The sequence below is a fragment of the Kordia sp. genome, assembly GCF_965224175.1.
Lineage (GTDB): Bacteria > Bacteroidota > Bacteroidia > Flavobacteriales > Flavobacteriaceae > Kordia.
In genome coordinates this window covers 1,916,122-1,933,788 of the sequence record NZ_OZ245041.1, presented here as the reverse complement: position 1 = coordinate 1,933,788, position 17,667 = coordinate 1,916,122, and the positions used below count along the sequence as shown (strand labels likewise).

The window sequence follows — 17,667 nt, the reverse complement described above, 5'->3', positions numbered from 1 at the left end:
GTTTCTGTAAAATGCATAAATGTTAATAACTATTTTAAAAGCTGCTTAAAAGTGTTTAAAAATGAATTTATGAAATGTTATATTTGTTTGTTTAACAACAGCATGAACTAGAACGCGAAACGCGATTCTAAAACTATAAAAATTAAGTAGAATATTTATGAGCGAAGAAAACAAAAATCAATATTCCGCATCCAGTATACAGGCATTAGAAGGAATGGAGCATGTACGTATGCGTCCCTCCATGTATATTGGAGATGTAGGAGTAAGAGGTTTGCACCACTTGGTATATGAAGTTGTCGATAACTCTATTGATGAAGCATTGGCAGGTCATTGTGACACCATTAGTGTAATTATCAATGAAGATAACTCTATTACAACAGAAGATAATGGACGTGGTATTCCAGTAGGAATTCACGAAAAAGAAGGTGTTTCTGCACTAGAAGTTGTAATGACAAAAATTGGTGCCGGTGGAAAATTTGATAAAGATTCTTATAAAGTATCTGGTGGATTACACGGAGTTGGTGTAAGTTGTGTGAATGCATTGTCAGATCACTTAAGAGCCACTGTATATAGAGATGGAAAAATTTGGGAGCAAGAATACGAACGCGGAAAACCATTATATCCTGTAAAAGCTATAGGAGATTCTGATAAAAGAGGAACGGCAGTTACGTTTAAGCCAGATGCTACTATCTTTACACAAACTTTAGAATACAACTACGAAACGCTTGCAAACCGTATGCGTGAATTGTCATACCTGAATAAAGGAATTACAATTTCATTAATAGACAAGCGTAACAAAGATGAAAAAGGAGAATATGTTGGTGAGGTTTTTCATTCTGATGAAGGACTAAAAGAATTTATCAAATACCTTGATGGAAACCGTGAGCAAATTATAGAAGATGTCGTTGCTTTTGAAGGTGAGAAAAATGGAATTCCTGTGGAAGTTGCGATGACGTACAACACTTCATATTCTGAAAACTTACACTCATACGTAAACAACATTAACACTCACGAAGGAGGAACACACTTATCAGGTTTTAGAAGAGGTTTAACGCATACACTTAAAAAATATGCGGAAACATCAGGAATGCTTGACAAAGTAAAATTTGATGTTTCCGGTGATGATTTCCGTGAAGGACTAACGGCAATTATATCTGTAAAAGTTGCAGAACCGCAATTTGAAGGACAAACAAAAACAAAACTAGGAAACCGTGAAGTATCTGCATCTGTAAGTCAAGCAGTTTCTGAAATGTTGACAGATTACCTAGAAGAACATCCAGACGATGCTAAAACCATTGTGCAAAAAGTAATATTAGCTGCACAAGCACGTCATGCTGCACAAAAAGCACGTGAAATGGTACAGCGTAAAACGGTAATGAGTATTGGAGGTTTACCTGGAAAACTAAGTGATTGTTCTGAGCAAGATCCTGCAAAATGTGAAGTATTCCTTGTCGAGGGAGATTCGGCGGGTGGAACTGCAAAACAAGGACGTGATCGTATGTTTCAAGCTATATTGCCATTGCGTGGTAAAATCTTGAATGTAGAAAAAGCCATGCAACACAAAGTATTTGAAAATGAAGAAATCAAAAACATTTTCACAGCTTTAGGTGTTACCATTGGAACAGAAGAAGATAGCAAAGCATTAAATCTTTCAAAATTAAGATATCATAAAATTGTAATCATGTGTGATGCCGATGTCGATGGATCACATATTGCGACATTAATCTTAACATTCTTCTTCCGTTACATGAAAGAATTGATTGAAAATGGACATATTTATATTGCTGCACCACCATTGTACTTAGTGAAAAAAGGAGCAAAACGTAGATATGCTTGGAACGATCAAGAACGTGATGCAATCATAGATGAATTTGGACAAGGAGCAAACATTCAACGATACAAGGGTCTTGGAGAGATGAATGCTGAGCAATTGTGGGATACAACTATGAATCCAGAATTTAGAACATTACGTCAAGTAATGATTGATAATGGAGGAGAAGCAGATCGAGTATTCTCAATGTTAATGGGAGACGAAGTACCGCCACGTAGAGAATTTATTGAAAAGAACGCAGTGTATGCAAATATTGATGCATAAACTAAATCTCACTATATGTTTTAAAAAAAATGCCTCACATTTGAGGCATTTTTTTGTTTTATAAAATTATAATTTCGAAAAGAAATTATTCCTTAATAAATCGAGAAATAGAAGTATCTCCGTCTTTATATGTAGTTTTAATAAAATAGATTCCAGGAGATAAAAATGATAAATCCAAAGAATTTTCTTGAGTAGAAATTTTTGTTTCAAAAATACTTGAACCTACCAAAGAAAGCACATTCATCTTTTCTATTGAAAAGCCTTTAGCGTCAAAATGTAATTTCTTTTTTACAGGATTTGGATACATAACAATCTCTTTCTTGCTGAACTTTTGTAGTGAAAGAATATAGTTTCCATGTACAGCTTTATTTCCTTCAGGTGTATCAATAATCAATGTTTTATTGCCATTACCTTCATCAATAATTTCATAAGTAAAAACTCTTGGAGGACTCGAATTTCCCATTATTATCGTACTCAAATATTGCATTTCTAGTGTGCAATTTGTTGAGCATGATCCCAAAGTAACACCAGGATTCTCTGCAGTAAATGTGGTTGGTGTAAAAGAAAGTGATACTGAAGTATTAAAAGCAACATTAATATCTCCTGCGTTTGCATAAAATTCGTAATAATTCGGTGATGACTCTAAAAATTCAATACCTGGATGATATTGAGGATTGCTAGGATGTGGTTGTGTGACATTAATAGTATTTCCATCAATGACCATGTAATGCAATGTCCATATATTTCCATCTGCGATTAAATCCTCCTGTGAAAATCCAAAAGAACAGCAAATAAATACACATATTGGTAGTATAATTTTTTTCATGTGGTAAAGTATTTACATAAAGATAAGGAAAAAATATTATGCTGTAAGATGGTTATTATCTGTTCGTTAGATATACAACTTCATTACTTCCATAGAAAAAATAAAAAAGGGTTAATTTCCTGTAGTGTTTAGTATATGTTTTTATTACTTTTAACATACTAAATTAACCTACATAAATAATCATGAAAAAATTAATGACCCTAGTTGTATTGCTATGTGCATCAACAATTCAATCCCAAGAATTAGAAAGTTTATTATTAGCAGGAGATGATGCTAGTAAACTTACCGAGAACTACATGAATCCGCTTATGAAAGGATTATTGTATAGCATAAATGGAGGTTGGTATTCTACAGCAAAAACGCACAAAAAATTCGGATTTGATATAACGATATCTGCAAGTGCAAGTTTTGTACCTAATGCGAGTAAAAACTTTACATTCAATCCATCTGATTATGAATTTTTAGTCACTGCTAATGGAGAAACATCATTGCCAACTGTAATGAGTGAAAACAATACAGAAACTACAATTGATGTTCGGATTCCAATTGATGGAACCAATACATTTAAAGTAGGAAGCTTTGAGATGCCAGGCGGAATTACAGAAGATTTTCCTATAAATGCAGTGCCAGCACCAATGATTCAAGTAGGAGTCGGATTGCCTACAAATACAGATGTAAAATTAAGATATGTGCCTAAACTTAGTTTTGATGATGATGTAAAAGCAAGTCTTATTGGAGTTGGTTTGCAACATGATATTACGCAATATTTAGGTCCAATAGATAAGTTGCCACTTAGTGTATCTGTCTTAGCAGCATTTACTCGACTCAACGCCACTTATGCTATCAATGACGATAGCTTCTCTGATAATGTAGCTATTAGAAACGGAGAAGCAGACTTTACAATGAATGCATGGACAATTCAGGCATTAGGTTCTCTAGATTTTAAAATCATAACTTTATACGGTGGTTTTGGATATAATCAAGGAAAATCAGAAATAGACATAAAAGGTGATTACAACCTAAGCTATGATGTTCAAGATAGCAATGGAAATACAGTATCAACAATTACAGAAACGATTTCAAATCCAGTGAATCTCGATTTTGAAGCAAACGGAATTCGTACAACATTAGGAGCACGATTGAATTTAGGTCCTATAAAAATCTTTGGCGACTACACCTTTCAGAAATTCAATACGTTAAGTGCTGGTCTTGCGATCAGTATTCGATAACATCTTTGGTGTAAATAATTTAAAATAACATTGTTTTTCAGTATAAAAAATGTGACCTTTGCAGCTTTAAAACAATACATCAAAAAAACATAAAAATATGAAAGTTACAGTTGTAGGAGCAGGAGCCGTTGGAGCTAGTTGCGCAGAATATATCGCAATCAAAAATTTTGCTTCAGAAGTAGTTCTAGTAGACATCAAAGAAGGATTTGCAGAAGGAAAAGCTATGGATTTAATGCAAACAGCTTCTCTAAATGGATTTGATACAAAAATTACAGGAAGTACAAGTGATTATTCAAAAACAGCTGGAAGTGATATTTGTGTAATTACTTCAGGAATTCCTCGTAAGCCAGGAATGACTCGTGAAGAGTTAATCGGAATCAACGCTGGAATTGTAAAATCAGTTTCTGCAAGCTTAATCGAGCATTCTCCGAACACAATCATTATTGTTGTAAGTAATCCAATGGATACAATGACATACTTAGTTCATAAAACAACAGGATTGCCTAAGAACAGAATTATTGGAATGGGTGGAGCTTTAGATAGCGCTCGTTTCAAATACAGATTAGCAGAAGCTCTTGAAGCACCAATCTCTGATGTTGATGGAATGGTAATTGGCGGACACAGTGATAAAGGAATGGTTCCTTTAACAGCGCATGCAACACGTAACAGTGTAAAAGTTTCTGAATTCTTATCAGAAGAGCGTTTAGAAGAAGTAAAACAAGCAACGAAAGTTGGTGGAGCTACACTTACGAAATTATTAGGAACATCTGCTTGGTATGCACCAGGAGCTGCAGTTTCTGGATTAGTTCAGGCTATTGCTTGCGATCAAAAGAAAATGTATCCTTGTTCTGCTTTACTTGACGGAGAATATGGATTAAGTGATTTATGTATTGGAGTTCCTGTAATCTTAGGAAAAAATGGAATCGAAAACATAGTTGAAATCAACTTAAGCGATGCTGAAAAAGCACATTTATCAGAAAGTGCAGAAGGTGTTAAGAAAACAAACGGATTATTGGAATTATAAGATTTCAATATCAATAATACATATAAAATCCTCATGATAGTACATCATGAGGATTTTTAGTTTAATCTGTAACATATTTAAAAAATATAATATTCATCTATCATCTAATATAAAAATATAAATATGAAAAAAATAGCTCTATTAGTAGCATTAGCATTCAGCACAATGATTTTTGCGCAAGAAAAATTAAAAGAAGGAAAAATCACTATGAAACAAACAATGTCTACGGACAATGAGCAAGTGCAAGCTCAGTTTGATATAATGGGACAAATGGAATCTGTAACATTCTTTAAGGATAAAAGCTCAAGATCGGAAATGTCCAATTCAATGACAGGTGATATCGTTACAATTATAGATGTTGAAAAAAATGCAATGTTAATGTTGATGGACAGCCCTGAATTGGGTAAAATGTATGTACTTGAAAAAAACTTTATAAAAAAAGAAGATCAAGATCAAATAAAACTAGAGAAATTAGACAAAACTAAAATGGTTTTAGGCTATGAATGTACATTATACAAAGCGACTATTGACAAAAATGGTTCTAAAGTAGAGATGGAAATGTATACTACTGAAGCTATTGATATTCCTTCGCAACAAACTTCAGCCTTCGGAGATAAAATAAAAGGTTTTCCTTTGTATATGGTGATAAAAATGAATCAAATGGGTGCAGAAGTATCAGTTGTATCAGAAGTAACTAAAATTGATAAAGAAGAAGTTTCTAGTGATTTATTCAGTTTGAATCCACCAGAGGGTTACAAAAACATGAAAGAATAATAAATAATCAAATATATAGCAAAGACTACGCATATAGTTGTAGTCTTTGTTTTTTTACAAATAAAGATAACTATGGCAGTACGTAACTATTTAATAGCTAGCTTAATTGGATGTGTATTTTTTCTATCCTCATGTACTAAGCTTGAAACTGGGCCTAAAATGATTGTTGAATTTGAGATAGAAGAAACAAATTTAAACAGAGGTCAAAAAAAAGAAGCTATTGCAAAACTCAAGAATCGTTTGGTTTCTACTGGAGCAAAAAATATTGAAGTGCTAAAAGAAGAAGGGCAGAAAGTTATGTTCAGTTATCAGCAGACTATTGAACCAGAAACGCTTAAAAGAAATTTTGCCGTTACAGGTAAATTGGAGTTTTTTGAAGTTGTAACAGACCGAGAAATAGTGATTGAGTATCTTCTAAAAGAAGATGAAGCAAAGAAAAATGATACGTTGATGGTTGGTCTTGAAGAAGATGTAAATAAAGTAGTAGCAGACTATCTTACTGGTTTTTTGTCGGTGATGAGACTAAATCATCGAACCGATTCGGCTATCGCGACTATAGATGTGGAAGATGAAGAACATTTAAAGCCACTATTAGAAAAAGAACCTGAATATATTCCTGAATTAAAAAGAAGAATTAAATTCTTATTGGGAAGATCACATAAAGAAAATGAGTTTGCACTATATGCTGTATATGTAACTTCTGAAAACAAAGCGCCACTTGATGGTAACTCTATCGTACATGCTGCTGCTGATTATGGTCAGATACAAGGTATGTTTGTGATAAATTTAGAAATGAATAAAGAAGGCGCATTGACTTGGGAGCGACTTACCGAAAAAGTATATCATGATAGAGGTTTTATTGCAATTACTCTCGATGATTTTATTTATAGTGCACCATCTGTTACTACTGGAAAAATTGTTGGAGGGAAAACTCAAATTTCAGGAGCTTTTTCAAAAGAAGAAGCAGAAGAAATAGCTGCAATCATTGGTTCAGGAACCATTCCAAAAGTAAAAATTACCAAAATGATGTTTGCGGAAGAAAGCAATAACGAAAAATAGTATCTGTTTTGTTTTAACATATTAATATTCAGAATATTAAAATCAATTGATTAAGTAAAAGCGTATCATACAGAAATAATAAAGTCATATATGCATAACTAAGTGAGTCTCTTAGTACTTAAATATCAAAAATGAAGTGAAATTAATTATCAAAAGACTACGTTTTTGTAGTCTTTAATTTCTATATTTGGCGCATGTTTGCAAAAAAGTATCTTAGTGCTTTAATAATTCTTCTAACACTTCTTGGTTTCTACAAGGAGCAAACACCTGCACCAAATCAAGAAATAGAACTTCAATTTGCTAAGAATACAACACTTTCAGAGCAAACTGAAGAGGTTATTCAAGCCATCAAGGAACAACTAAAAGCCTTAGGTGTTGAAAACATTCAAGTACGTCAACAAGCTGAAGGGACATTAAAAATTGCATACTATAGCAATGAAAATGTCACAGCAATCAAAGAGTTTTTGCAAGCAGAAGGAATAACTTCTGATACTGAATCAGGTGAAATACCAGTAGACGGAAAAACAATTGTATTTGAAGAATACGCTGAGGTAGATGGTTATAAAATTGACGTTTATGAACTTCAAACAACTGTCAATCCGTATACAGCACTACAAGGAAAATTTATTCTAGCCTTACAAAAAGATTACGATAAATCTCCAAATCCGAATTCGTTTGCCAATACAAATTCATTTATTTCTGGAGACTTTAAAACTACTATAGAATTAGCGTATACTGAATCAAGTTATACAGCAATTCCAAAAGAAAATATTTCATACGAAATTCCTGATGTTCGCGCAGGACCTTTTGCTGGAATGCATTCATAAGTTTTTAAACTTTTGAAAAGCATCATCTTATCGTGTAATCATGTAGCATTTTACAAAGGGTAGAAGCATCACATGAAAAATAATGTCTTTTTTAGTGAATAGAAAGGCGTTAACAATCACAATCAAATCACACACAAAATAAATTGTCAGATCATACGGTAAATTATATATTTGCTCGTTTTAAAAAATTTGACCAAAAAACATTGAATAATGCAAAACAAAGGATTAGTAAAATTATTTGCACTTTTATTCGGATTGGTAAGTATTTATCAATTATCATTTACATTTATCACGAATAAAATTGAAAATGAAGCCAAAACCTATGCGGTTTCACAAGTGCCAAAACCTGCAGCAGGTGAAATTGACACAAAAGAAAATTCAGAAAAAAGAAGCGCTGTAGAGAAGCAATACTTAGACTCTATTGATAGAAATGAACCAATTAACTTTGGGTTCGCAAAGTTTACATACAGCGAAGCAAAAGAAAAAGAATTAAACAAAGGACTTGACCTTAAAGGTGGAATCAACGTAATTCTTCAAATCTCTGTAAAGGACATCTTAAGAGGATTGGCTAACAATACAAAAAATGAGACGTTCAATAAAGCTTTAGAAAGAGCAGATGTATTACAAGCTAATGCGCAAGAAGATTATGTAGAATCTTTCTTTAGAGCTTTTGATGAATTAAAGCCAGCAGATTTAAAACTAGCGGATACAGATATTTTCTTCACGGCAGCATTGCAAGAAGAATTTAAAGAACAAACATTCAATACGCCAGATGATGTTGTAAAGAATGTAATTAGAAGAAAAATTGATCAATCAATTATCTCTGCAAGAGAAGTATTAAACAAGCGTATTGACCAATTTGGAGTTACACAACCAAACATTCAGCGTTTAGGAACTTCAGGACGTATCTTAATTGAATTGCCTGGAGCGAAAGATGTAATTCGTATTGAAAAGTTATTACAAAGAACTGCAGAACTTCAATTCTGGAAAACATACAATAACAATTCAAAAATTGCTCCTTACTTATTAACAGCAAATCAAAAGCTAAAAGAGCTTCCAGAATTTGCTAAAGAAGAAGCTAAGAAAGAAGAAGGTGAAGAAGATGCAGATCAAGATGCATTATTAACTTCTACAGAAGAAGATTCATTACAAGTAATAAATCCTTTATTAGATAAGCTTAGACTTGTAAATGCTGGTGGAGGAGTTATTGGTACAGCAAAAGAAGAAGATAAAGCAGCGGTAATGAAGTTGCTTTCAAATGATATCTTAAAAGAAGTAATACCAGCAGAATTACGTTATGTAAGATTTGCTTTTGGTAAAGAACCAACAGCAGATAACAGATATGAATTATACGCTTTAGACGGAAAGCGAAAAGGAAAAGAAGCGGAGCCTCAAATGAAAGGTGATGTAATTGATGGAGCAGCACAAGGATATGATCAATACAGTAAGCCAAGTGTAAATATGCAGATGAATGGTATTGGAGCAAAGCAATGGGAGAAATTAACTGAAGAAGTTTACAACGAAAGAGTAAATATTGCTGTTGTTTTAGATAACATTGTATATTCAGCACCAGGTGTATCGAGAGGAAAAATTTCTGGAGGTAACACTGAAATTTCAGGACAATTTACTATTGAAGAAGCGCAAGATTTAGCAAACGTATTAAGAGCAGGTAAATTACCAGCTACTGCAGATATCTTACAGTCAGAAGTAGTAGGACCATCATTAGGACAAGAAGCAATTGACAGTGGTTTAATGTCGTTCTTAATTGCATTAGGATTAGTATTAATTTGGATGATTTTCTATTATGGTAGAGCAGGTCTTTTTGCTGATGTCGCTTTAGCATTCAACATCTTATTAATATTTGGTGTATTAGCTAACTTAGGAGCTGTATTAACATTACCAGGTATTGCAGGTATCGTATTGACAATTGGTATGTCAGTGGATGCGAATGTACTTCTGTTTGAAAGAGTTCGTGAAGAATTAGCAAAAGGAAGATCATTACAAGAATCGATTACGCATGCATTTAGCTGGAAAGGAGCTATGTCTTCTATCTTTGATGCCAACATTACAACTGGTTTAACAGCCTTAATCTTATTCTTATTCGGAACAGGACCAATTAAAGGTTTCGCAACTACGTTATTAATTGGTATTGCAACATCATTATTTACAGCAATCTTCATTACAAGATTATTAATTGACTGGTATGTCGCTAAAGGAAACAACTTAGATTTCTCTACAGGAGCTACAAAGAACTTATTCAGAAACATGAATGTAGAGTTCTTAAGAAAACGTAAAATTGCATATGGTATCTCAGGACTTGTAATTGCTATTGGTTTAGGTTCTATCATTTTTGGAAACCAATTAAACCAAGGAGTTGATTTCGTTGGAGGACGTTCGTACCAAGTTCGTTTTGAAAACACTGTAAATCCTCAAGATGTGAAAAATGACTTGACGGCTATTTTTGGAAGTGAAAATTCGCCAGAAGTAAAAACATTTGGAGAAGACAATCAGTTGAAAATCACAACGAAATTTAAAGTAGACGAAACAGGTACTGCAGTAGATGAAGAAATCAAGAATATGTTATTCGAAGGAGTGAAAAAGTACTTACCAGCGAATATGACGTATGAAAGATTTGTTGATGGAGCAGAAGATAAGCAAGTTGGTGTAATGCAATCTGTAAAGGTTGGACCAACCATTGCCGATGATATCAAGAAAGATTCATTCTGGGCAGTATTAGGATCGTTAGTAGTTGTATTCTTATACATTTTATTACGATTCAGAAGATGGCAATTCTCTCTTGGAGCAGTTGCGGCAGTATTCCACGATGTATTAATCGTATTAGGAATCTTCTCATTAGCTTGGAAATATGTGCCATTTACAATGGAAATCAATCAAGCGTTCATTGCGGCAATCTTAACCGTAATTGGATACTCTTTGAATGATACCGTGGTTGTATTTGATAGAATTCGTGAGTTTATGGATGAACGTCCAGATTGGAAACTAAGTAAAGTTGTGAACTCAGCATTAAACAGTACATTAAGTAGAACATTGAATACATCATTAACTACATTGGTAGTATTATTAGCAATCTTTATTTTCGGTGGAGAATCTATCCGAGGATTCATGTTTGCCTTAATAGTTGGTGTAATTGTAGGTACGTACTCATCTATGTTTATTGCAACTCCAATTATGTTTGATACTATCAAAAAAGGTGATATAAACAAAGGATTACAAGAAGAAGTTGAAGCATAATCATTATATGATATAATTCAATTTACAGATATACAAAAACGCCACTCAATTGAGTGGCGTTTTTTATTGAGATACACTTCTATCAAATTATTGCTCGTCACAAATAATTACTGATTTGTCGCAAATACCACCGCAAGTGATATTTGTCTTGTGTGTAGTTGGTGCTCCACCAGTAAGTCTCTTTGAAGTCAAATGAGAGATAGATGTTTTCTTCAATGATAAGTTTTTCAAGTTCTTAGTTTTCATAATTAAATAATTTTAGTTAATAATTAAAATTAATAAGACTAGTTATGAAACAGTTACGGGAATACCTTATAATCTTTTTTTTGAACGAAAAAGTCATCACTATAAAAATGATGACTTTCTGTTAACTATATGTATTTTGAGTGTTATTTGGCTCCACAAGCTGGTGGTCTCGTAGCGCAGATTGTATTTTTTGAATTGATCGTAGCATCACACAAGTCGAAAGACCCACAAAGACTAGGAATTTCACATGTAATATTAGTGTTATTTGTTGTAGGTTCTCCACCGACAATTCTACTAGATGCAAAACTAGAAATTGATATTTTATTTAAACTCAATGCTTTTAATTCTTGCTTTTTCATGATGTAGTTTTGATTAAATTAAACTTGAAACGAAACTATAAAAACAACTTATAAGATCATAAAGAAGCTAATCGTGATTTATATATTACGACGATATACTTCAATATTATCAGTGCATTCTGCTTAGTTGGGAAAAAATATATACAATCAAAGCCACAGGAAGTAATCCGATAAGCATGCCAAGTCCTATAAATTTATATTTAGAAAACCATTTAAGATATATTGCTAAAATAGGTGTTGCGAAGAGTGTAAGTATAACAGCATTAACGTTGTCTATTTTTGAGGTAATTAGTAATCCTAAAAACGGAATGGCAAATGATAGTATGATGCCGAAAAGAATACGTGCAATTTTCAAACTGTTTATTTTAATGAAGTTTTATATCTTGAAATAGTACAAAAATAAAAGTAAAAAATCCTAAAATACCTATAATTAATCCAGTAGTAAATAAAGCGTATTTCCGTTTCATCATGAAATAAATAATACTGGCAGGTATTGCGAATAAAATAATAATGAAAGGTGAAAAGTGCTCAATGAGTAGTGATATGACTAAACTACCGTATAGCAATCCAAGTGATGTAATAGTCCCAAAAACTAATTGTGTTATTTTTAAGAGTGTTACTTTGCTCATTTAATGTTTTACAAATGTAACGGTATCTCCAATTTCTAACAACCATTTTTCGGCTAATCCAGCATTTACTTCAAGAACGTACATAGCAGGAACTTCAGAAGGTAAGCCAGTTTCATCTAAGGGTTTTGCGTTTTCTTGAAAGCTTACAATTTTTTTATCAGCACCAATATAGATAATATCTAAAGGAAGATAAGTATTCTTCATGTAAAAACTTCTTGGTAACGAAGATGAAAATATAAAAAGCATTCCTTCATTGTCTTTCATAGAAGTACGATGCATGAGTCCAGTTTCACGTTCGTAAGCAGTTTCAGCAAATTCTACATTTAAGGTGATGATGTCATCTCCATTAGCTTTAGAAAGTGTTAATTCACCTTCTTTTGTAAACTTAATTTCAGCAGTTTTTACTTTTTTATTCTGATCAGAATCGCCACAGGAAACCATCGCCACAGCGAAAAAAAATAAAAGAACAATCTTTTTCATTAGGCAGTTGTGGTATTGCTGTTATTCGTTTCTCTGAACATAAAGTATAAACCAGCGATTATGAAAGGAATACTTAACCATTGTCCAGTAAGTAATAGCCATTCTTCACGCGCTTCTACCTGTGCTTTCTTTACAAATTCTACAAAGAATCTTACAGTCCATAAAAGTACTAAGAACAGTCCAAAGATGTATCCGTGTTTATCTTTCTTGTCAGTTTTCCAGTATACATACCATAAAATGGCGAATACAAAAACATAGCAGATTGCTTCATATAATTGAGCAGGATGACGCGGTAACGTATCACCTCTTCCTTGGAATACAACTCCGAAATCAGAGTTTGTGTATTTTCCAACGATCTCAGAGTTAAAGAAGTTTCCTAAACGAACAAAAACACCTCCAATAGCTACTGGAATTACAACTCTATCTAAAATCCAAAGCAACGTTTTGTATTTGTATTTACGTCTATATAAATACATAGCTGTAATAATTCCGATGGCAGCTCCATGACTTGCCAAACCTGCAAATCCAGTAAATTTATAACCGTCAATAAATCCTAATAATGTAGCATTTGGATCTTCTTTAATTGGTAGTAAAATTTCAACTAAGTGATCTTGGTAATATGGCCAATTATAAAAGAATACTTCTCCTAAACGTGCACCAAGTAACGTAGCAATTACGGTATACATAAATAGAGAATCTAAGTATTTTAAGTCGATACCTTCATGATTGTAGATCTTTTTCATGATATAGTATCCCAAACTAAATGCTATGATAAACATTAAGCTGTAATACCTAATTTGAACGGGACCTAAACTCACTAATACTTCGCTAGGATTCCAATTGATACTTAATAGATGCATATTTGGTGTGATTTTGTAAAATGTAAATATAGGCAAACCAAACGAAAATCAAAGGATGCGAATGGTAAAGGAATGTTATTTTTTTGGGAGTTCGTCTGGCACAGGATCATGGCCACTACCACCAAAAGGATGACAGCTAAAAATACGTTTAATAGCTAATTTTCCACCGTGATATAAACCGTGTTTTTTCAATGCCTCGGCAGTGTAATGAGAGCAAGTAGGCGTATAACGACATGCTGCTGGTGTATATGGAGAAATTGCCGCTTGGTAAAAACGGATAATTAGTAAAAACGGATATATAAGTATTTTTTTGATAGCTTTTTACTTAAGAATGAATAAAGTTATATTTTTTCTGTTGAAAAATAAATAGTGTCCCTATAATTGCTTTGAAACAATAGTTTTTTTACGTTTTTGTATTTTTCTATATGTTCGTCAGTATATAGAATGTATAAAGGATATTCACGATCGTTTAAAGTCATCATCACTGGTACGGTAGCTAGTGATTTGTTGCTTAATTTTACTTGCTGCATGACTTCAAGATTTACTTTTTTGTCATTGGCTTCACAGAATTCAGAAATTTTAGCCATAATCATTACAAGATCCACTCGGATATTTCCTGTAATGTCTACATTGATATCTTTTATATTTAAAAAATCAATATTTGTCTTAAAATAACCTTCTTTATGAATATGAGGGTATGATTCGGCATAATCCAGTCTTAATCCAGCTTTTAGTTGACTCTGAGCATCGTTTTTCAATACATATTTTCGATACAGCACAAAAGGTGCAATAACGAAAAAAATCATAAGAGCAATTACAGTACCAATGAGTGACGAAATTAATGCACGACCACTAAAGTTTCCTTTGAAAAAATATTTCCAATAATCGCCGAGTGAATTGGTAGCAAACGTGTATTGTATGATTTTAGACAGATTTGCAAACTGGATAAAAATATTAACCAAAATAATAATTCCGCCAATAATTAATGCTATGATACCAATGCCACTCATGAAATGTGTTTTTATTTATTAAACAACAGAAAAAGAAGTACCGTCTTTTCCATCTTTCAACTGAATTCCTAAAGCTAATAATTCATCACGAATCTTATCGGATGTAGCAAAATCTTTATTTGCTCTGGCTTCATTTCTCAAATTAATCAACAATTCTACAACGCCTGAAAGTGCATTGCTATCATCATTAGAACCACTTTGTTGTTCGAGTCCTAAAATTTCAAAGACAAATGCATGCATAGCTGCTTTCAATTCTGCTAAACTTTCTGCTAAAATAGTGGCTTTACCATCTTTTATTTGATTGATATATTTTACAGCTTCAAACAAATCTGCTATTAAAATAGGAGTATTAAAATCATCATTTAAAGCATTGTAGCAATTACGTTTCCAAACAGCTAAGTTAAAAGTAGTCTTATCACCAACAGGTTTTAAGTTATCTAATGTTTTAATAGCTTCCATTAATTTATTGAATCCTTTCTCAGAAGCCAATAAAGCATCATTACTAAAATCTAGAATGCTTCTATAGTGTGCTTGCATCATGAAGAAACGAGCGACACTTGGCGCGAATCCTTTAGATATATTAGGGTTATTTCCTGTAAAAATTTCGCCGGGAAGAATGTTGTTTCCTGTCGATTTTGACATCTTTTTACTATTCATTGTCAGCATATTGGCATGCATCCAATAATTAACGGGAGAAGTTCCGCAACAAGCTTCATTTTGAGCAATTTCAGATTCGTGATGAGGGAACTTTAAGTCCATTCCGCCACCATGAATATCAAATCGTTTGCCTAAGTATTTTGTACTCATGGCAGTACACTCTAAATGCCAGCCTGGGAAACCTTCACTCCAAGGAGAAGGCCAGCGCATAATATGAGTATCTTCAGCTTTTTTCCAAAGTGCAAAATCTTGCGGATTCTTTTTATCACTTTGTCCATCTAAGTCACGTGAGTTATGAACCAAATCATCTAGATTGCGCTTGCTTAACGCTCCATAGTTATTCTTTTCGTTGAATTTATGTACGTCAAAATATACAGAGCCATTTACTTCGTATCCATATCCATTTGTGATGATTTCTTTTACAATTTCCATCTGCTCGATAATATGTCCAGTTGCAGTTGGTTCAATGCTTGGTGGTAAAAAATTGAATTTTTGTAGAATATCATGGAAATCAATAGTGTAACGTTGTACAATTTCCATTGGTTCTAATTCTTCCAAACGCGCTTTCTTTGAAATCTTATCTTCACCTTCTTCTGCATCATTTTCTAAATGTCCGACATCGGTAATATTTCGTACATAACGTACTTTATATCCTAAATGCTTTAAATACCTAAAAATCATATCAAAAGACATGAACGTTCGTACGTTTCCTAAATGTACATTGCTATATACTGTAGGACCGCAAACATACATTCCAACATGACCTTCATTTATAGGTTTGAATACTTCTTTTTGGTTTGTAAGAGAATTGTATATTTTAAGTTCTTGTTCTTGATATAATTTCATGGTAATTGATAAAAGTGTGGTATTAAAATTTTGTGTCTAATTTAATATAATCTAAAAACTCTAGACGTGTTGTTTCGTTTTTAAACTTTCCGCCAAATTCTGCGGTTACAGTGCTGCTTTCGATATCTCTGATTCCTCTAGAGTTAACGCATAAGTGTTTGGCGTCAATTACACAGGCAACATCATCTGTTCCAAGTACCTTTTGTAATTCTTTTACAACTTGAATCGTTAAACGTTCTTGTACTTGCGGTCGTTTTGCGTAATAATCAACAATACGATTCATTTTTGAAAGTCCTACAACAGTTCCTTTAGATATATAAGCAATATGTGCTCTTCCTACAATTGGAAGTAAATGATGTTCGCAAGTAGAATATACAGTAATGTTTTTTTCTACTAACATTTCATTATACTTGTATTTATTATCGAAAGTAGAAGCTTTTGGTTTTCTATCTGGATGTAATCCACCAAAAATTTCTTTCACAAACATTTTAGCAACTCTATTTGGAGTTCCTTTAAGGCTGTCATCTGTCATATCTAGCCCCAAAGTTTCCATAATGTGAGCAACATCTTTTTTAATACTCACAATCTTTTCTTCATCACTTAAATCAAAAGCGTCTTCGCGTAATGGAGTGTCATAAGAGGTCATTATATGATCATCTCCTATGGCTTGTATTTCTTCTTCAAGCGCCTTATCTATTTTCATCTATTCTGTATTTCTTTACGTATAAAAATTGTAGTACAAAAAAAATAAAAATCAAAGCATAGTTCTACTAGAGATTTGTAGTACAATTTTTTTCAAAATTTAACAAGACAGCAAAGATAATTAAATAATGTATATGATTTGGCGGAACGTGCCGTAAATAAATGTGTTAAAGAATTATGTATATCATAAAATTTTCTTAATTTTCGACGGTTCAAAATAAAATATTTAACACAATGTCGGATTTTAATAGGTGTTGTTGTTATATAAAGTATAAGTAGAAAGAAGCTTTTTAAAACAACAGAACAATAGCTTCATTTCAAATTAATAATGTTACAATAGAAACATGACTATTATGCGTAAAATCTATGTATGTATGATGTTCTTATTTTTAGGATTGTGTTTAAATGCACAAACTGAAAGAGATTATCACAACTTCAAAAATCATCAAGTAGATAACTTCATTAATGAAGTTTATGGAGATCAGGCTCAAAAAATGATCTTTTCAAATCAAAAAAGATACGATGCTTTAAAAAAGCTAATTGTTGAGCGAATGCAAATCATACGACAGCCAAAAATTAGAGACAAGGTGTATCCTAAAATTACTGAAAGAGGTATGCTAGATATGTACAACAAAAACTTAAAGCATGATAGTTTCTTCAATAAAAGTACATTCAACCCTTTAAAGTATAATATTGAGTTCTTCGATATAAAAGCAAGAGCTTATAGAATTGATAATACTGAATACCTATTAATTATTCAGCCACAACCTAAACTAAAAAACTAAATATTTA

Annotated in this window: 18 protein-coding genes; 8 read left to right on the top strand and 10 right to left on the bottom strand. The window is 32.7% G+C overall.

The window, feature by feature from the left end:
• Positions 1 to 157: 157 nt before the first annotated feature.
• On the top strand, positions 158 to 2,095 hold the full coding sequence (gene gyrB / locus ACOQOS_RS08470) for a DNA topoisomerase (ATP-hydrolyzing) subunit B (protein ID WP_420574537.1): 1,938 nt from the start codon (positions 158 to 160) through the stop codon (positions 2,093 to 2,095).
• An 85-nt stretch (positions 2,096 to 2,180) separates the two neighbouring features.
• Here gyrB and ACOQOS_RS08465 read toward each other — a convergent pair whose 3' ends face one another.
• Positions 2,181 to 2,921 (bottom strand): T9SS type A sorting domain-containing protein, encoded by a 741-nt coding sequence (locus ACOQOS_RS08465; RefSeq protein ID WP_420574536.1) that lies wholly within the window; start codon positions 2,919 to 2,921, stop codon positions 2,181 to 2,183.
• A 182-nt stretch (positions 2,922 to 3,103) separates the two neighbouring features.
• Here ACOQOS_RS08465 and ACOQOS_RS08460 point away from each other — a divergent pair, with 182 nt between their 5' ends.
• From ACOQOS_RS08460 to secDF, 6 genes are all read left to right on the top strand, one after another.
• Positions 3,104 to 4,150, top strand: a complete 1,047-nt coding sequence (locus ACOQOS_RS08460; protein WP_420574535.1) for a DUF6588 family protein — start codon at positions 3,104 to 3,106, stop codon at positions 4,148 to 4,150.
• A 97-nt stretch (positions 4,151 to 4,247) separates the two neighbouring features.
• Positions 4,248 to 5,174 carry a malate dehydrogenase gene (mdh, locus tag ACOQOS_RS08455; RefSeq protein ID WP_420574534.1) on the top strand — a complete coding sequence of 309 codons (927 nt, stop codon included), beginning with the start codon at positions 4,248 to 4,250 and terminating at the stop codon, positions 5,172 to 5,174.
• Positions 5,175 to 5,297: 123 nt separating this feature from the next.
• Positions 5,298 to 5,948 carry a DUF4412 domain-containing protein gene (locus ACOQOS_RS08450; protein ID WP_420574533.1) on the top strand — a complete coding sequence of 217 codons (651 nt, stop codon included), beginning with the start codon at positions 5,298 to 5,300 and terminating at the stop codon, positions 5,946 to 5,948.
• A gap of 159 nt (positions 5,949 to 6,107) precedes the next feature.
• Positions 6,108 to 7,007 carry a SecDF P1 head subdomain-containing protein gene (locus ACOQOS_RS08445; protein WP_420574532.1) on the top strand — a complete coding sequence of 300 codons (900 nt, stop codon included), beginning with the start codon at positions 6,108 to 6,110 and terminating at the stop codon, positions 7,005 to 7,007.
• Between the two features lie 194 nt (positions 7,008 to 7,201).
• Positions 7,202 to 7,834 carry a hypothetical protein gene (locus ACOQOS_RS08440; protein ID WP_420574531.1) on the top strand — a complete coding sequence of 211 codons (633 nt, stop codon included), beginning with the start codon at positions 7,202 to 7,204 and terminating at the stop codon, positions 7,832 to 7,834.
• A 210-nt stretch (positions 7,835 to 8,044) separates the two neighbouring features.
• Complete coding sequence (gene secDF, locus ACOQOS_RS08435; protein ID WP_420574530.1) at positions 8,045 to 11,086, top strand: protein translocase subunit SecDF; 3,042 nt, start codon at positions 8,045 to 8,047, stop codon at positions 11,084 to 11,086.
• Positions 11,087 to 11,173: 87 nt separating this feature from the next.
• On the opposite strand, the gene ACOQOS_RS08430 is transcribed toward secDF, so the two are convergent.
• The 9 genes from ACOQOS_RS08430 to folE all read right to left on the bottom strand — a co-directional run bounded on the left by ACOQOS_RS08430 (position 11,174) and on the right by folE (position 16,876).
• The gene (locus ACOQOS_RS08430) at positions 11,174 to 11,332 is read right to left on the bottom strand and encodes a hypothetical protein (RefSeq protein ID WP_420574529.1); all 159 of its coding nucleotides are present in this window, start codon (positions 11,330 to 11,332) and stop codon (positions 11,174 to 11,176) included.
• 143 nt (positions 11,333 to 11,475) lie between these two features.
• The gene (locus ACOQOS_RS08425) at positions 11,476 to 11,691 is read right to left on the bottom strand and encodes a hypothetical protein (protein WP_420574528.1); all 216 of its coding nucleotides are present in this window, start codon (positions 11,689 to 11,691) and stop codon (positions 11,476 to 11,478) included.
• A gap of 109 nt (positions 11,692 to 11,800) precedes the next feature.
• Positions 11,801 to 12,046, bottom strand: coding sequence for a hypothetical protein (locus tag ACOQOS_RS08420; RefSeq protein ID WP_420574527.1), 246 nt, complete (start codon positions 12,044 to 12,046; stop codon positions 11,801 to 11,803).
• 274 nt (positions 12,047 to 12,320) lie between these two features.
• On the bottom strand, positions 12,321 to 12,800 hold the full coding sequence (locus ACOQOS_RS08415) for a DUF192 domain-containing protein (protein ID WP_420574526.1): 480 nt from the start codon (positions 12,798 to 12,800) through the stop codon (positions 12,321 to 12,323).
• Complete coding sequence (gene lgt, locus ACOQOS_RS08410) at positions 12,800 to 13,660, bottom strand: prolipoprotein diacylglyceryl transferase (RefSeq protein ID WP_420574525.1); 861 nt, start codon at positions 13,658 to 13,660, stop codon at positions 12,800 to 12,802. The genes ACOQOS_RS08415 and lgt overlap by 1 nt, the downstream gene beginning before the upstream one ends.
• 75 nt (positions 13,661 to 13,735) lie before the next feature.
• The gene (yidD, locus tag ACOQOS_RS08405) at positions 13,736 to 13,975 is read right to left on the bottom strand and encodes a membrane protein insertion efficiency factor YidD (RefSeq protein WP_420575139.1); all 240 of its coding nucleotides are present in this window, start codon (positions 13,973 to 13,975) and stop codon (positions 13,736 to 13,738) included.
• Positions 13,976 to 14,001: 26 nt separating this feature from the next.
• Positions 14,002 to 14,670: a hypothetical protein gene (locus tag ACOQOS_RS08400; protein WP_420574524.1), complete on the bottom strand. Its 669-nt coding sequence runs from the start codon at positions 14,668 to 14,670 to the stop codon at positions 14,002 to 14,004.
• Between the two features lie 18 nt (positions 14,671 to 14,688).
• Entirely contained in the window at positions 14,689 to 16,173 is a 1,485-nt protein-coding gene (gene cysS / locus ACOQOS_RS08395) for a cysteine--tRNA ligase (protein ID WP_420574523.1), read from the bottom strand.
• 22 nt (positions 16,174 to 16,195) lie between these two features.
• Complete coding sequence (gene folE / locus ACOQOS_RS08390; RefSeq protein WP_420574522.1) at positions 16,196 to 16,876, bottom strand: GTP cyclohydrolase I FolE; 681 nt, start codon at positions 16,874 to 16,876, stop codon at positions 16,196 to 16,198.
• Between the two features lie 352 nt (positions 16,877 to 17,228).
• Between folE and ACOQOS_RS08385 the strand changes: the two genes are divergently transcribed.
• A complete protein-coding gene (locus tag ACOQOS_RS08385; RefSeq protein ID WP_420574521.1) occupies positions 17,229 to 17,660 on the top strand; it encodes a hypothetical protein in 432 nt (143 codons plus the stop codon).
• Positions 17,661 to 17,667 lie beyond the last annotated feature (7 nt).

Bases quoted from the DNA above. Each gene is read 5' to 3' on its own strand.
- gyrB (WP_420574537.1), top strand. From the start codon at position 158: ATGAGCGAAGAAAACAAAAATCAATATTCCGCATCCAGTATACAGGCA.
- ACOQOS_RS08465 (WP_420574536.1), bottom strand. From the start codon at position 2,921: ATGAAAAAAATTATACTACCAATATGTGTATTTATTTGCTGTTCTTTT.
- ACOQOS_RS08460 (WP_420574535.1), top strand. From the start codon at position 3,104: ATGAAAAAATTAATGACCCTAGTTGTATTGCTATGTGCATCAACAATT.
- mdh (WP_420574534.1), top strand. From the start codon at position 4,248: ATGAAAGTTACAGTTGTAGGAGCAGGAGCCGTTGGAGCTAGTTGCGCA.
- ACOQOS_RS08450 (WP_420574533.1), top strand. From the start codon at position 5,298: ATGAAAAAAATAGCTCTATTAGTAGCATTAGCATTCAGCACAATGATT.
- ACOQOS_RS08445 (WP_420574532.1), top strand. From the start codon at position 6,108: ATGATTGTTGAATTTGAGATAGAAGAAACAAATTTAAACAGAGGTCAA.
- ACOQOS_RS08440 (WP_420574531.1), top strand. From the start codon at position 7,202: ATGTTTGCAAAAAAGTATCTTAGTGCTTTAATAATTCTTCTAACACTT.
- secDF (WP_420574530.1), top strand. From the start codon at position 8,045: ATGCAAAACAAAGGATTAGTAAAATTATTTGCACTTTTATTCGGATTG.
- ACOQOS_RS08430 (WP_420574529.1), bottom strand. From the start codon at position 11,332: ATGAAAACTAAGAACTTGAAAAACTTATCATTGAAGAAAACATCTATC.
- ACOQOS_RS08425 (WP_420574528.1), bottom strand. From the start codon at position 11,691: ATGAAAAAGCAAGAATTAAAAGCATTGAGTTTAAATAAAATATCAATT.
- ACOQOS_RS08415 (WP_420574526.1), bottom strand. From the start codon at position 12,800: ATGAAAAAGATTGTTCTTTTATTTTTTTTCGCTGTGGCGATGGTTTCC.
- lgt (WP_420574525.1), bottom strand. From the start codon at position 13,660: ATGCATCTATTAAGTATCAATTGGAATCCTAGCGAAGTATTAGTGAGT.
- ACOQOS_RS08400 (WP_420574524.1), bottom strand. From the start codon at position 14,670: ATGAGTGGCATTGGTATCATAGCATTAATTATTGGCGGAATTATTATT.
- cysS (WP_420574523.1), bottom strand. From the start codon at position 16,173: ATGAAATTATATCAAGAACAAGAACTTAAAATATACAATTCTCTTACA.
- folE (WP_420574522.1), bottom strand. From the start codon at position 16,876: ATGAAAATAGATAAGGCGCTTGAAGAAGAAATACAAGCCATAGGAGAT.
- ACOQOS_RS08385 (WP_420574521.1), top strand. From the start codon at position 17,229: ATGCGTAAAATCTATGTATGTATGATGTTCTTATTTTTAGGATTGTGT.